We start from the raw sequence: 14,136 nt of genomic DNA on the forward strand, positions 1-14,136 counted from the left end.
GTATCGTGGATCAGGCGGCGTTCTTGACAGCTTCAACGACTTTCTTGGCGCCGTCGTTGATGTTGTCGGCCGGGATGATGGCCATGCCGCTATCGCGCAGCAGCTGCTTGCCTTCTTCCACGTTGGTGCCTTCCAGGCGCACCACGACCGGAACCTTGACGCCCACTTCCTTGACCGCGGCGATGATGCCTTCGGCGATCATGTCGCAGCGGACGATGCCGCCGAAGATGTTGACGAAGATGCCTTCGACCTTGTCCGAGGACAGGATCAGCTTGAACGCTTCGATGACGCGCTGCTTGTTCGCACCGCCACCCACGTCCAGGAAGTTCGCCGGCTCACCGCCATTGAGCTTGATCACGTCCATGGTAGCCATGGCCAGGCCTGCGCCGTTGACCATGCAACCGATGTTGCCGTCCATGGTGACGTAGTTGATGTCCAGCTCCGACGCGGTCACTTCGGTCTCGTCTTCCTGCGTCTTGTCGCGCATGGCGACCAGCTGCTTCTGACGGAACGCGGCGTTGTCGTCGCTGTCGAACTTGCCGTCCAGCGCGTACAGGTTGCCGTCGTCCAGGATCGCCAGCGGGTTGATTTCAACCAGCGCCAGGTCCTTTTCGTTGAACAGGCGATACAGGTTCACCATGATGCTGGCGAACTGGCCGGCCTGCTTGGCGTTGAGGCCGAGCTTGAAGCCGAAATCGCGGCCATGGTAGCCCTGCACGCCTTCGACGAAATCGACGTTGAGGGAGTGGATCAGCTCCGGCGTCTCGGCAGCCACCTGCTCGATCTCCACGCCGCCTTCGGAAGAGGCGATGTAGGTGATGGTCTTGGTGCCGCGGTCGACCAGGATCGACAGGTACAGTTCCTTGACGATCTCACCGGCCGTGGTGACCAGCACCAGGTTGATCGGCAGCTCGACGCCGGCGGTCTGGTAGGTGGACATCTTGGTGCCGAGCATCTTGGCGGCTGCGGCCTTCACGTCGTCGGTGGTCTTGCAGAACTTGACGCCGCCAGCCTTACCGCGGCCGCCCGCGTGGATCTGCGCCTTCACCATCCAGGGGCCATTGCCCAGGGAATTGGCGACTTCAACCGCTTCGTCCGGGGTCGCCGCGACCTTGCCGGCCGGAACGGGGATGCCGTACTCGGCAAGCAGCTGTTTTGACTGGTATTCGTGGAAATTCATGCGTCACCGTGGGAAAAGGAAACGACCGCTGCGTGCAACGCAGACCGCCGGGGCGGCACGTCATGGGACGCGAACGGGCCGCCTATTGTGGCCGACCACGCCGTGCGGCGCAAAATTGCCCGGGATTGGCCGCCCGATCGCAGCGCTTGCGCGCAGGCCGACTCTGTGCGCAAGCGCTGCGCAGGCCGCGCACCTGCCTATACTCGCGGCTCGCTCCAGCGGGGAATCGGCTTGGCATCCATCGCATCGCTCATCGCCCGGATCCAGTCCGCGCCGCAGCGCGAGCTGTACTTTTTCTCGTTGTACCGGGTGCTGGTGGCCGGCCTGATCGCCGCGCTGGTGTTCAGCCCCTTGTCCGACGCCATTCCCGATCCGCGCTACCCGCGCCTGGCCGCCGGCGTGGCGATCGGCTACCTGTGCATGGCGATCCCGCTGCTGTTCTGGGGCCGCGGCGAACGCCGCCTCACCCCCACCGTGCTGTGCGCGGTAGTGGCCGACATCCTTGCAGCCACCCTGGCCACGCACGCCCTGCCCGGTGCCAGCGCCGGGATTGCGATGATGCTGCTGTTCAACGTGGCGGCCGCCTCGATCCTGTTGCGGCTGCGCTACGGCATGAGCATCGCGGTGCTCGCCAGCGCCGCCATCCTGCTGGAATACCTGTGGACCCTGCTCGAAGGCGGCGGCGCCACTCGTCCGGTGGCCGAGCTTGCGATGTTTGCCACCAGCTACGTCGCGGTGGCCTTCATCTGCGAACAAATCGCCGCCCGCGCCCGTCGCAACCAGATGCTGGCCGAAGAACGCGGCGCCCAGGTCGCCAATCTGTACGAGATCAACGAGCTGATCATCCGGCGCATGCGCACCGGCGTGCTGGTGGTGGATACCCACAACCACATCTCGTTGGCCAACGAAGCAGCGCTGAGCTTGCTGGGCGATGGTGACCAACGCACCCCGTCCACCGACCTGTCGCTGGTGGCGCTCACCCCGGAGCTGGCGCGCCGGCTGCAGCGCTGGCGTAGCGGCTGGCGCCAGGAAGAAGCCCCGCTGCAACTCGGCGCCGACCGCCCGGAAGTGCAGCCGCGCTTCGTGCGCCTGCTCGCCGACAGCGATCTGGTGCTGGTGTTTCTGGACGATGCCACGGTGGTGTCGCGCCGTGCCGAGTCGCTGACCCTGTCGGCCATGGGACGCTTCTCGGCCAGCCTGGCGCACGAGATCCGCAACCCGCTGGCCGCCATCAGCTACGCCTCGCAGTTGCTGGAAGAATCGCCGGACATCGGCGATGCCGACCGCCGCCTGCTGCAGATCATCCACCAGCAATGTCAGCGCACCAACGGCATCGTCGAAAGCGTGCTCGCACTGGCACGCCGGGAACGCGCCACCCCGGACAACCTGGACCTGGCCGCATTCGTGCGCCGCTTCGTGGTCGAATATCGCCAGACCTTGTCGATGGAAACCGACATCCTGGAGGCCAGCATCCAGGGGAGCTCCGTGCATGCGTTGGTCGATCCCAAGCACCTGCATCAGATCCTCACCGCGCTGGTGCACAACGCACTCAAGTACGGCCGGGTGTTGGACGAGCCGGCGCGGGTCAAGCTGCACGTCGAGCGCCTCGAGCGCATGGCTGTGATCGATGTGATCGACCGCGGCCCAGGCATCCCGGAGGCCGTGGCGGCGCAACTGTTCCGCCCGTTCTACACCACCTCCGAGCACGGCACCGGCCTGGGGCTGTACATCGCCCAGGAACTCTGCCGCGCCAACCAGGCGCAACTGGACTATGTCGCGGTCCCCGGCGGCGGTGCGTGCTTCCGGATTTCGTTGCAAGGACCCAATGGATTGCTTGGCAAGTGAGCTCTCGGCTATCGGCTGAGTGGGATGTCTGATGTGACGATATCGCGCAGCGCGGCACTTGTTCGATAGCAGAACGTTGCAACTGGCGAAGACGCACACCCAACGCGGTGCCTGGCTGCGGGTCGTGCGGGCTTACGCCAGCAAGGCTGTCGGAGGCAGACGCGTTTGGCAACGCAGCCCATCGACAGCCCCGCATCGCCGACTGGCATCGGCGCCTTGCAAACGCGCTGAATGCCGCAGTGATGCACCCGCGTAGCAGGTGAATCGGTGGGCCGCGACCTGCTCGACAATTGTCGACCATCATCACGCTGGGCTATCGTGCGTCCCATGAACGAACCCAAAAGCGCCCTGGTTGTCGATGACGAGCGTGATATCCGCGAGTTGCTTGTTCTCACCCTGGGCCGCATGGGCTTGCGCATCAGCACCGCGGCGAACCTGGCCGAGGCGCGCGAGTTGCTGGCCAACAACCCCTACGATCTGTGCCTGACCGACATGCGGTTGCCGGACGGCAACGGCATCGAACTGGTCACCGAAATCGCAAAACACTACCCGCAGACACCGGTGGCGATGATCACCGCCTTCGGCAGCATGGACCTGGCCGTGGAAGCGCTGAAAGCCGGCGCCTTCGATTTCGTCAGCAAGCCGGTCGACATCGGCGTGCTGCGCGGCCTGGTCAAGCACGCGCTGGAATTGAACAATCGCGACCGTCCCGCTCCGCCACCGCCGCCACCGGAACAGGCCAGCCGCCTGCTCGGGGACTCCAGTGCCATGGAAAGCCTGCGCGCCACCATCGGCAAGGTCGCGCGCAGCCAGGCGCCGGTCTACATCGTCGGCGAATCCGGCGTGGGCAAGGAACTGGTCGCACGCACCATCCACGAACAAGGCGCACGCGCCGCCGGCCCGTTCGTGCCGGTCAACTGCGGCGCCATTCCCGCCGAATTGATGGAAAGCGAATTCTTCGGCCACAAGAAGGGCAGCTTCACCGGCGCGCATGCCGACAAGCCCGGCCTGTTCCAGGCCGCGCACGGCGGCACCTTGTTCCTGGACGAAGTGGCCGAATTACCGTTGCAGATGCAGGTCAAGCTGCTGCGCGCCATCCAGGAAAAGTCGGTGCGACCGGTCGGCGCATCCAGCGAATCGCTGGTGGATGTGCGCATCCTCTCGGCCACCCACAAGGACCTGGGCGACCTGGTCTCCGACGGCCGCTTTCGGCATGACCTGTACTACCGCATCAACGTAATTGAGCTGCGTGTGCCGCCGCTGCGCGAACGCGGTGGCGACCTGCCGCAGCTGGCCGCTGCCATCATCGCGCGCCTGGCGCACAGCCATGGCCGCCCCATTCCGCTGCTGACCCAGTCGGCGCTCGACGCATTGAATCACTACGGCTTCCCAGGCAACGTGCGCGAACTGGAAAACATCCTCGAACGCGCCCTGGCCCTGGCCGAAGACGACCAGATCAGCGCCACCGACCTGCGCCTGCCCGCTCACGGCGGCCACCGTCTGGCCGTCCCCAACGGAGGTGCCGCGGCCGAACCGCGCGAAGCCGTCGTCGACATCGACCCGGCCTCAGCCGCGCTGCCGTCCTACATCGAGCAACTGGAGCGCGCCGCGATCCAGAAGGCGCTGGAAGAAAACCGCTGGAACAAGACCAAGACTGCGGCGCAGCTGGGCATCACGTTTCGCGCGCTGCGTTACAAGTTGAAGAAGCTGGGGATGGAGTAGAAGAGCCGGAAATCGGGAGTGGGGAATCGGGAATCGGGAATCGGGAATCGTAAAAGCGCAGTCGCCGGCTGCGATGGTTCTCGCGGGAGACGCCGCTATGGATTGGCTCACGCATCATCTTGCGGTGGCCCGCTGTAATCCTTGGCCCAGCTGTCCAAACAAAAAGGCCTGGGACGTAGAGTTCCCAGGCTTTTCGATTCCCCAATCCCGATTCCCAGCCCTTAGTCCTTGGTCACCCGATTGATCTCGGCCAGGCTGGTCACCCCGTGGGCAGCCTTCATCAAGGCCGACTGCCGCAAATCGCGGATACCGATCGCCTGCGCGGCCTCGGCGATCTGCATCGCATTGCCGCCCTCCAGCACGATCGCGCCGATCTCGTCGGTCATCGGCATGACCTGGTAGATACCGGTACGCCCCTTGTAGCCTTCGGTGCACTCGTCGCAACCGACCGCCTCATACAGCTCGATCCCGGCGGCAAGCTGTGCGGGCGTGAATCCTTCAGCCAGCAAGGCGTTGTCAGGCAGCGTCGACTTGCGCTTGCAGTTGTTGCACAACCGCCGCGCCAGACGCTGCGCGATCACCAAGGTCACCGACGAGGTAATGTTGTAGGGCGCGATGCCCATGTTCATCAAGCGTGCGATGGTCTGCGGCGCATCGTTGGTGTGCAACGTCGACAACACCATGTGACCGGTCTGCGCCGCCTTGATCGCAATCTCGGCCGTCTCCAGGTCACGGATTTCGCCAACCATGATGATGTCTGGGTCCTGACGCAGGAACGAGCGCAAGGCTGCCGCGAAGGTCATGCCACGCTTGTTGTTCTGCTGTACCTGATTGACGCCAGGCAAGCGGATTTCGACCGGATCCTCCGCGGTGGAGATATTGCGCGTCTCGTCGTTGAGAATTCCCAGCGCCGTATACAACGACACCGTCTTGCCCGAACCAGTCGGCCCGGTCACCAGCACCATCCCGTACGGCTTGTGGATCGCCTCCAGGAACAGCTTCTGCTGATCCGGCTCGTAGCCCAGCTTGTCGATGCCCAGCTTGGCCGCGCTGCCGTCCAGGATACGCAGCACCACCTTCTCGCCGAACAGCGTCGGCAAGGTGCTGACGCGGAAGTCGATCTGCTTGGTCTTGGACAGGTTGAGCTTGATGCGCCCGTCCTGCGGCACCCGCTTCTCCGCGATATCCAGCTGCGACATCACCTTCAAGCGAGCCGCGATGCGCTGATTCAGCTTCACCGGCGCCTTGGCCACATTCTTGAGCAGCCCATCGATCCGCAACCGCACCCGGTAATCGTCTTCATAGGGCTCGAAATGGATGTCCGAGGCTCCCCGCCGGATCGCATCCACCAGCACCTTGTTGACGAACTTCACCACAGGCGTGTCGTCGCCCTTGGCATCGACCCCGGCATCCCCGCCGGCGCCCATGTCCTCGTCGCCGGTGGAGACGTCCAGATCCCCCATCTCATCGTCGTCGTTGCCAAGCGACGAACCCAACGACGCGTTGCTGGCCTGCCACTGTTCCAAGGTACGACGAATCTGGTCCTCGTCGACCAGGATCGGCTCGACCACCAGATTGGTGTGGAACTTGATGTCGTCCAGCGCCCGGGTCTGGGTCGGGTTGCTCACTCCCACAAACAACCGATTGCCGCGCTTGAACAGCGGCAGCACCTGGTACTTCTGGAGCAACTCCTCGCTGACTAGCTTGACTGCGTTCTGGTTAGCGTCGAACGCAGACACATCCATCAGCGGCATGCCGAATTCCACTGCGTTGGCCGCCGCCAGCTGCGACGCCGACACCAGCCTCTTCTCGGCAAACCACTGCGGCAGCGGCACCTTGGCAGCGGCCGCCTGTTCCATCGCCGTCCGCGCTGCGGCTTCCTCCAGGGCGCCATCCTGCACAAGGCGACGCGCGATGCCGGTGATGCCAACGAGATTGGTGGTAGCTACTGAATTCATCGTTTGATTCCCGCTGATGTCCCCATCCTCCCGATCATCGGGACGACGCCCCATATTTATACTCGGTCAACATTCTCAGATCAGTATTGACCTCGACTGGTCGCCCGGCCCGCTCTTCCACCACATCAACGCCTAGGAGATCGGCCGCGGTGACCTTCCGCACAGCGGCCGCATCAGACGCATTGGCCGGATCAAAGACCGGCCGCCCATGCATTCGGGTCGCGTAAATGGCTTCGCCACCAGCGCGAAGCGTATCGCGGAAGTCGCGTCGTGACATGATGACACTGTTGCCAAACAGATAGGCCTGTGGAAACTCCGAAGCTGCCGTCTTGAGGACCTCTGGAGACCCGGTGGCATTCACCAACGCTACGCCTGAATCGGAAAGATGCGCGCCAACCAGGCGAAAGAACTCCTGCGAAAGAAGCGTCGTTGTACCAGAACGCCAGTGGAAGGTACTGTTTACCACGACCGCATCGTAGCGCGCGCCCCCTTGTGCCCTCAACCAGCGACGACCATCGTCGATATGGATGTGGACACGCGGATCCCGCAGGATCGGTGCGACCTGTGGGTGACCGGCGATCAACTCGAGATAGCCCGGATTGATCTCGACAACGTCCACGCGCTCCACAGTGGGGAATGATGCAATCACACGCGTCCAGCTGCCTCCGCTAAGACCGATCACGAGCACACGCTTGGGATTCGGCACAGCCGCCATGGCTGCATAGACACGATCGATCTTGTTGCTGTTCGATCGCAGATCGACGTTGATGCGCCCGTCGTACACATTGCCGCCAAATACGATGTCTCCCTGTGGGTCGGCGACCGTATGGATGATTCCTTCCTTGCGCTCCAGCAGCCAGTCGGCCGGAGCCCCCCCCGTTGCCATCACGATGCGGCTGGCAAGCGCTGGCAATGCAGGCTGGAGTAGAAGTGTCGCAAGCGCGACCACCATTGCAGGCACCGCAAGTAGGCGAAGGCCGACCAGCCACATCCCTGCAACCGCGGTGACAGTGGCGACACCGACGAAAAGCTGCTCCATTGCCATCACGTCCATCAGCCAGAGCGTGACGATCAGTGGACCGAGGGTACATCCCGCCACATTGGCGAAGTAGACCTTGGAGAACGACCCGCCTTTCCACGCCACTGCATCATTGCTGCCGAGATGGTGCACCACCGGGAATAATGCACTCTTCAGTGCAGCGGTTGCGATCACCAGAGGCAGCATTGCCAAAGTCACGGGAAGAAAACCGATCCCCCAAGAAAACAGGAAAGGGGCGGCGATATCGACCAGCGCGGACAGCAACAGCACGAACGAGGCGCGACGCCTGATGTCCAGGACCCGGCCAACGCACAGACGACGCCCAAAATGCGCTCCTACCGCGATACCCAGAAGATACAACGCAAGGATCATCGCGAATGTCTCTGGCAGACCACCGGTCGCGAATCCCGCAAGCCGCACCCACAGCACCTCCTGCACCAGACTCGCCGCGCCCACAAGGAAAGCAACACCCCGCGGCATCCATTTCAAGCTCATGCCGCCGCTCTCCGTACCAGAAACCATCCACCGAGGGCGACCGTTGCATTGATGGCTGCCGCCAGCCAGGTGACCTGCCGCAAGTCCATGATATGAAAAAGATAAAGACCGGTCCCGATGGCCCCCGATGCCGCGCCCATCGTATTGGCAAGATAAAGCAAACCTGTTGCCTCACCTACGTTGCGGACAACACGGTCCAGCAGGATCACCAGGATCGGCAAGGTCATCCCCATCAAGGTTGTCGGCACGATCAACGCAAACAGTGCACCGAACACGACGACCCCATGCCCAAGCCCACCAGCATGCATCATGACCAGATCGATTACAGCGACACTACATACGCCATAACACGCAATACCAAGCTCCACTGCGAGGAACCATCGCAGTGGACTTGTGGCACGGTCCGCGGCCCAGCCCCCGATCAGCGCCCCAAGCCCAAGCCCTAGCATGAATACCGAGACGATGACTGCGACAGACAGCGTGTCCGCTCCCAGACCCGAAACAAGGACACGCTGCCAGCTCACCTGGTAGATCAATGCCGCAGCACCGGAGAGGAAAAACAACACGCCCAAGGATGAAATCCACCCAGCTTTTTCGGACACATTGGTTGATGAACCGTTCAACACGGACTCCTATTCAGTGACAGCGGGGAACATCGAGCGGCAGCGACGCGATATCGATCGGAATACCAGGCTTTGCTGAGGAAAAATCCTGCGATTGGCGGTAGCCGGGCACGTCGATACCCGCCAATCGGGTCGTGGTGTCGAAGACCATGGAGGTAGATAACATCGCGTCGGCATTCGCGCGTAGATTCCGAACGGCCTCCGGCGCGTGCTTGAGGTACGCCTCAGATCCCCACCATACCGCCGCGACGTGATGGGTCGCTGGTGATGATTGACCATGCCCGCTTTCGGCGCGACAGTCATCGAACAGCGCCTCGCCGTGATCGGCGACATAGAACATCCAGGATGCAGCATCAAGTTTCCCGAGCTGACCGATCAGGCCATCAAGGAAACGATCGGTGGCGCGGATCGAGTTGTCGTATCCATTGACCAGGTACTCCTTGTGATCCGGATCATACAACCTGGCATCGCCATGTTCCGGCTTGTCCGGTAGGAAGACCGCATCCTTGGGGCGGTATCGGTCCCGATAGCGGAAGTGACTGCCCATCGTATGGATCACCAGGAACAGATCGCGCTGGTCGGCGGCAAGGAGACGTCTGACGTGCGGCAGCAGATCCTCGTCGCGGACGCCTGCGTGGCGATAGTCGACCGGGCTGACAAAGCACACCTCATCGGCATCCTTGGCCAGAACCGTAATAGGCGAATCATGGAACCCCATCGGCGCCTGATTGGAGAGCCACACCGTGTGATAGCCAGCTTCGCGGGCCGCCTGCAACAACGAGCGCTCACCGAAGGTAGCTTCGACCGAACCCGGCGGCTTGCGGCTCAGAATCACGGGCACCGACAGCCGGGTGAAGGTGGCTCGCGAGTAGAACTTTTTAAAGCTGATCAGGTCATTGCGACTCGAAAGCCGAGGCGTACTGTCACGGCTGTAGCCGTTCAGCGCCCAATGATCGGCTCGACCTGTCTCGCCGATCACCAGCACATGCACACGCCGTGGCCAGCCCCCCACCACCGAGCGGCTGGCTCCGAACCGAAAGCTTTCAAGGCCGGCATCAGCAGCGACCAGCTCTCGACGCTGCCGGAAATACTCCCAGATGACCAACGGCATCCCCGTCGGGTACCCCCGCCGCAAGGCCTCCATGCGTTCCAAGGATGGCTGATCGAAAGCAGCATCCACCGTCGTCTCGTGCCAGCCTTCGAATGCGACGACGATTGCCAGCAGCGCCGCACATACGCCACCGCCGAATAATGCAAGCCGCCTGCCCGGCCATCGCAGAAGTTGCGGCGGCCATAGCATGAGCCCTGCCCAGATCACAACAATCAGTCCCCAGCCAGACAGAAGGCGTACAGGCACCGAGTGCAGCAACGGCAAAGCTTCGCCACTGGTGGTCTCGGAGACTAACGCGAGCGCGTTGACGTCCACCATTCCCCCGAAGCGCAGCAGCATCTCCACCTGCAGAATCGCGCCGGCACTGATGAGTGCCAGCCAAGTGCAGGTTAGGCGGGGCAGCCTTCGTAGGGGCGAGACCGAAACAACCAGGCCCGCCAACGCATATAACGCAGATATCCCGACGTTATCGCCCCCGTTCATGATCAACATGACAACGGGGGTCAAACTGACTGACACGAAAAAAATTGCCCCTACTAGCGCCCGTTTGCCCCGCAACACGATATGCCCCCAGAAAAAAAGAGGCCCCGCGTCGCGGGGCCTCTACAAGGTACTCGTCTGAACCTATCAGGTGCCCGAGTTACGGCACTCCGCCGGCAGGTACTTGGTGTTGATGGCGGAAGAGCAGGTCCACTTCAGCTGGCCACCACCGACATCAGTCGGGGTCAGCAGGATGTCACCGGTAGCGTTGGGCACCGTGGAGGTCACAGTGACGCGACCCGTTGCATTGGTGATGGCGACATTGCTGACATACTTCGTGGCACCCGGGAATACGTAGCCCGAATTCGCAGCAGTAACATTAGTAACACCGCCGAGCGACGATGCAGTCTCAGTTACCGCAAGCTTGGCAGGCGCCGACATCGTCAGCGCTTCACTGAGCTTGGCGCGAGTGGTGTAGTCCTGATAAGCCGGCAGCGCGATGGCAGCCAGGATGGCGATGATCGCGACCACGATCATCAGTTCGATAAGTGTAAAGCCTTGCTGCTTCTTCATGGATGCATCCCCTAGTAGGTTGTGAGTTAACCAAAATCTCCGGCCCGGGCACTTGGTGCACCCGAGCAGGGCGTGTGTGCAAATCGGTACATGCAGATTACGTGCCAATCAGCAGTCCCCGTTCGCGTCTTCTCCCCGGGGCAATGATGCCAGGCATTTCGGAAAATGAAAGCTGCTCTACCTTCAAGTGCGACGGGGATGACCATGTGACGCGCAAGGTCAGATTCCGACTACGAGTGGTCACTTCTCAAGACGCCGCAGGTCCATCGATCGATATGATGCCCTTGCCTAGCAAACACGCTACCATCACTGCATATTCCGGCCTGGGGATGGCTGGATTTGGGGGAGACGACATGTCAATCGCGCGTAGCGCCATCAAGAAACAACCGGTCGACCGGAGCACCAGCATGCTACAGACCTTCATTTGGGAAGGGGCTGACAAGCGTGGCGTGAAGATGAAGGGAGAGCAGACAGCCCGTAACGCCAATATGTTGCGAGCAGAGCTGCGCCGTCAGGGCATTGTGCCCAGCATGGTGAAGCAAAAGCCGAAGCCTCTGTTCGGAGCGGCGGGGAAGAAAGTTACCCCCAAAGACATCGCGTTCTTTAGCCGCCAGATGGCGACGATGATGAAGTCGGGCGTGCCCATCGTCAGTTCGTTGGAGATCATTGGCGAGGGACACAAAAACCCACGCATGAAAAAAATGGTCGGCCAGATCAGGACAGACATCGAGGGGGGATCCTCGCTCTATGAGTCCGTCAGCAAACATCCCGTTCAGTTTGACGAGCTCTACCGCAACCTTGTCCGCGCGGGCGAAGGTGCTGGCGTTCTGGAGACAGTCCTCGACACGGTTGCTACCTACAAAGAAAACATTGAAGCCCTAAAGGGCAAGATCAAAAAGGCATTGTTCTACCCTGCCATGGTGGTTGCGGTGGCAATTATCGTGAGTGCGATTTTGCTCATCTTCGTGGTGCCTCAGTTCGAAGAAGTATTCAAGAGCTTCGGTGCTGAACTACCGGCATTCACTCAGCTCCTCGTCAACGCATCGCGCTTCATGGTCAGCTATTGGTGGTTGATGCTGGTAGTCGCGGTTGGATCTGTCGTTGGCTTCATCTTTGCCTACAAACGTTCTCCACGGATGCAGCATGGACTTGATCGATTGATCCTCAAGGTGCCCGTAATCGGGCAGATCATGCACAACAGTGCGATTGCACGCTTTGCACGGACAACTGCAGTGACATTCAAGGCAGGCGTTCCTCTAGTGGAGGCACTTGGGATCGTAGCTGGCGCTACTGGCAATAAGCTTTATGAGGAGGCTGTTTTCAGGATGCGGGACGATGTGTCTGTGGGTTACCCGGTCAACATGGCGATGAAACAGGTGAACCTATTTCCACATATGGTTATTCAAATGACTGCGATTGGCGAAGAGGCCGGCGCGCTTGATGCAATGCTCTTCAAAGTGGCTGAATACTTTGAGGAAGAGGTCAATAATGCCGTGGACGCACTCAGCAGTCTGCTTGAACCACTGATCATGGTGTTCATCGGCACCATCGTCGGTGGCATGGTCATCGGCATGTATCTTCCGATCTTCAAACTCGGCGCAGTGGTTGGATAAGACGTAATGGCATTTCTCGACCAGCATCCCGGTCTCGGCTTTCCTGCCGCGGCTGGACTGGGACTGCTGATCGGCAGCTTCCTGAACGTGGTGATCCTGCGCTTGCCCAAGCGCATGGAGTGGCAGTGGCGGCGCGATGCGCGCGAGATTCTGGAGCTGCCGGACATTTACGAGCCGCCACCGCCGGGGATCGTGGTGGAGCCCTCGCACGACCCGGTGACAGGCGACAAGCTCAAGTGGTGGGAGAATATTCCGGTCCTGAGCTGGGTCATGCTGCGCGGCAAGTCGCGCTATAGCGGCAAGCCGATCTCGATTCAATATCCATTGGTCGAGTTGCTCACCTCGATCCTGTGCGTGGCCAGCGTGTGGCGCTTCGGCTTTGGCTGGCAGGGCTTCGGCGCGATCGTGTTGAGCTGCTTCCTGGTGGCGATGTCCGGCATCGACCTACGGCACAAGCTGCTGCCTGACCAGCTGACTCTGCCGCTGATGTGGTTGGGTTTGGTCGGCTCGATGGACAACCTCTACATGCCGGCCAAGCCCGCCCTGTTGGGCGCGGCGGTTGGCTATGTGTCGCTATGGACGGTGTGGTGGCTGTTCAAGCAGCTCACCGGCAAGGAGGGCATGGGCCATGGCGATTTCAAGCTGCTGGCCGCGCTCGGTGCCTGGTGCGGCCTGAAGGGCATCCTGCCCATCATCCTGATCTCCTCGCTGGTCGGCGCCATCCTCGGCTCGATCTGGCTGGTCGCCAAGGGCCGCGATCGCGCCACCCCGATCCCGTTCGGCCCCTACCTGGCCATTGCCGGCTGGGTGGTGTTCTTTTGGGGCAACGACCTGGTGGACGGCTACCTGCACTTCGCAGGCCTGCGTTGACCCTGGCGCGACGATGAGCGATTTCATCGTCGGCCTTACGGGCGGCATCGCCTCCGGCAAGAGCGCGCTGGCGGTGGAGTTCGAGAAGCTGGGTGTACCGGTCATCGATGCCGATGTGGTAGCGCGGCAGGTCGTCATGCCGGGTCCTGTTCTCGATTGCATCATCGACTACTTTGGACCAGGCATCCTGCTGCCGGATGGCACGCTGGATCGCTCCGCGCTGCGCAAAATTGTTTTCGCAGATCTGACGCAACGCAAAGCGCTCGAAGCAATTACGCATCCGGCTATCCGTGCAGAGTTGCAGCGCGCGGCACAGGCGGCTGAAGGTCCTTATGCCATCGTCGCGATCCCTTTGCTCACCGAGGCGGGTGGCCGCGCAGCCTATCCCTGGTTGGATCGCGTGCTGGTGATCGATGCGCCAGTCGAACTGCAACATGCAAGATTGATGCGCCGCGATGGAAGCACGCCGGAATTGGCGGATCAGATGATCGCTGCGCAGGCGTCCCGCGAGCAGCGTCTTGCGCTGGCGGACGATGTCGTGGTCAACGATGGCCAGCCGGCGCATCTGATTCGAACGGCGCACGAGCTCGATGCGCGCTATCGCCAGCGTACGAATTAGCGCGTCAT

General features: G+C 61.6%; 11 protein-coding genes. 5 read left to right on the forward strand and 6 right to left on the reverse strand.

The annotated features are described in order from the left end of the window. Window positions 1-10: 10 nt before the first annotated feature. Entirely contained in the window at window positions 11-1,180 is a 1,170-nt protein-coding gene (sucC, locus tag ACCQ07_RS15905) for an ADP-forming succinate--CoA ligase subunit beta (protein WP_057681815.1), read from the reverse strand. Window positions 1,181-1,411: 231 nt separating this feature from the next. On the opposite strand from sucC, the gene ACCQ07_RS15910 reads away from it, so the two are divergent. Further along, complete coding sequence (locus ACCQ07_RS15910) at window positions 1,412-3,025, forward strand: sensor histidine kinase (RefSeq protein ID WP_122273517.1); 1,614 nt, start codon at window positions 1,412-1,414, stop codon at window positions 3,023-3,025. Window positions 3,026-3,292: 267 nt separating this feature from the next. Next, on the forward strand, window positions 3,293-4,747 hold the full coding sequence (locus ACCQ07_RS15915; RefSeq protein ID WP_011348337.1) for a sigma-54-dependent transcriptional regulator: 1,455 nt from the start codon (window positions 3,293-3,295) through the stop codon (window positions 4,745-4,747). A gap of 221 nt (window positions 4,748-4,968) precedes the next feature. Here ACCQ07_RS15915 and pilB read toward each other — a convergent pair whose 3' ends face one another. The 5 genes from pilB to ACCQ07_RS15940 form a co-directional block, all read right to left on the reverse strand. Then, window positions 4,969-6,705, reverse strand: a complete 1,737-nt coding sequence (gene pilB, locus ACCQ07_RS15920; protein ID WP_372363449.1) for a type IV-A pilus assembly ATPase PilB — start codon at window positions 6,703-6,705, stop codon at window positions 4,969-4,971. Window positions 6,706-6,739: 34 nt separating this feature from the next. Then, entirely contained in the window at window positions 6,740-8,266 is a 1,527-nt protein-coding gene (locus ACCQ07_RS15925) for a spermidine synthase (RefSeq protein ID WP_031423872.1), read from the reverse strand. Next, window positions 8,236-8,865, reverse strand: a complete 630-nt coding sequence (locus tag ACCQ07_RS15930; RefSeq protein ID WP_042773942.1) for a spermidine synthase family protein — start codon at window positions 8,863-8,865, stop codon at window positions 8,236-8,238. The genes ACCQ07_RS15925 and ACCQ07_RS15930 overlap by 31 nt, the downstream gene beginning before the upstream one ends. A 10-nt stretch (window positions 8,866-8,875) precedes the next feature. Further along, on the reverse strand, window positions 8,876-10,465 hold the full coding sequence (locus ACCQ07_RS15935) for a phosphoethanolamine transferase (protein WP_031423877.1): 1,590 nt from the start codon (window positions 10,463-10,465) through the stop codon (window positions 8,876-8,878). 135 nt (window positions 10,466-10,600) lie between these two features. Continuing rightward, window positions 10,601-11,026, reverse strand: a complete 426-nt coding sequence (locus tag ACCQ07_RS15940) for a pilin (protein ID WP_031423879.1) — start codon at window positions 11,024-11,026, stop codon at window positions 10,601-10,603. Window positions 11,027-11,379: 353 nt separating this feature from the next. Between ACCQ07_RS15940 and ACCQ07_RS15945 the strand changes: the two genes are divergently transcribed. The 3 genes from ACCQ07_RS15945 to coaE are packed head-to-tail and all read left to right on the forward strand — an operon-like array spanning window position 11,380 to window position 14,128. Beyond that, the gene (locus ACCQ07_RS15945; protein WP_218496974.1) at window positions 11,380-12,639 is read left to right on the forward strand and encodes a type II secretion system F family protein; all 1,260 of its coding nucleotides are present in this window, start codon (window positions 11,380-11,382) and stop codon (window positions 12,637-12,639) included. Window positions 12,640-12,645: 6 nt separating this feature from the next. Further along, window positions 12,646-13,509 carry a prepilin peptidase gene (locus ACCQ07_RS15950; RefSeq protein WP_008576868.1) on the forward strand — a complete coding sequence of 288 codons (864 nt, stop codon included), beginning with the start codon at window positions 12,646-12,648 and terminating at the stop codon, window positions 13,507-13,509. Between the two features lie 13 nt (window positions 13,510-13,522). After that, window positions 13,523-14,128 carry a dephospho-CoA kinase gene (gene coaE / locus ACCQ07_RS15955; protein ID WP_031423884.1) on the forward strand — a complete coding sequence of 202 codons (606 nt, stop codon included), beginning with the start codon at window positions 13,523-13,525 and terminating at the stop codon, window positions 14,126-14,128. Window positions 14,129-14,136 lie beyond the last annotated feature (8 nt).

The sequence above is a fragment of the Xanthomonas sp. NCPPB 3583 genome, assembly GCF_041475715.2.
Lineage (GTDB): Bacteria > Pseudomonadota > Gammaproteobacteria > Xanthomonadales > Xanthomonadaceae > Xanthomonas > Xanthomonas euvesicatoria.

What these genes read in the sequence shown, in the direction of transcription:
- sucC (WP_057681815.1), bottom strand. Translation starts at nt 1,180, where the DNA reads ATGAATTTCCACGAATACCAGTCAAAACAGCTGCTTGCCGAGTACGGC.
- pilB (WP_372363449.1), bottom strand. Translation starts at nt 6,705, where the DNA reads ATGAATTCAGTAGCTACCACCAATCTCGTTGGCATCACCGGCATCGCG.
- ACCQ07_RS15925 (WP_031423872.1), bottom strand. Translation starts at nt 8,266, where the DNA reads ATGGTTTCTGGTACGGAGAGCGGCGGCATGAGCTTGAAATGGATGCCG.
- ACCQ07_RS15935 (WP_031423877.1), bottom strand. Translation starts at nt 10,465, where the DNA reads ATGTTGATCATGAACGGGGGCGATAACGTCGGGATATCTGCGTTATAT.
- ACCQ07_RS15940 (WP_031423879.1), bottom strand. Translation starts at nt 11,026, where the DNA reads ATGAAGAAGCAGCAAGGCTTTACACTTATCGAACTGATGATCGTGGTC.
- ACCQ07_RS15945 (WP_218496974.1), top strand. Translation starts at nt 11,380, where the DNA reads ATGTCAATCGCGCGTAGCGCCATCAAGAAACAACCGGTCGACCGGAGC.
- ACCQ07_RS15950 (WP_008576868.1), top strand. Translation starts at nt 12,646, where the DNA reads ATGGCATTTCTCGACCAGCATCCCGGTCTCGGCTTTCCTGCCGCGGCT.
- coaE (WP_031423884.1), top strand. Translation starts at nt 13,523, where the DNA reads ATGAGCGATTTCATCGTCGGCCTTACGGGCGGCATCGCCTCCGGCAAG.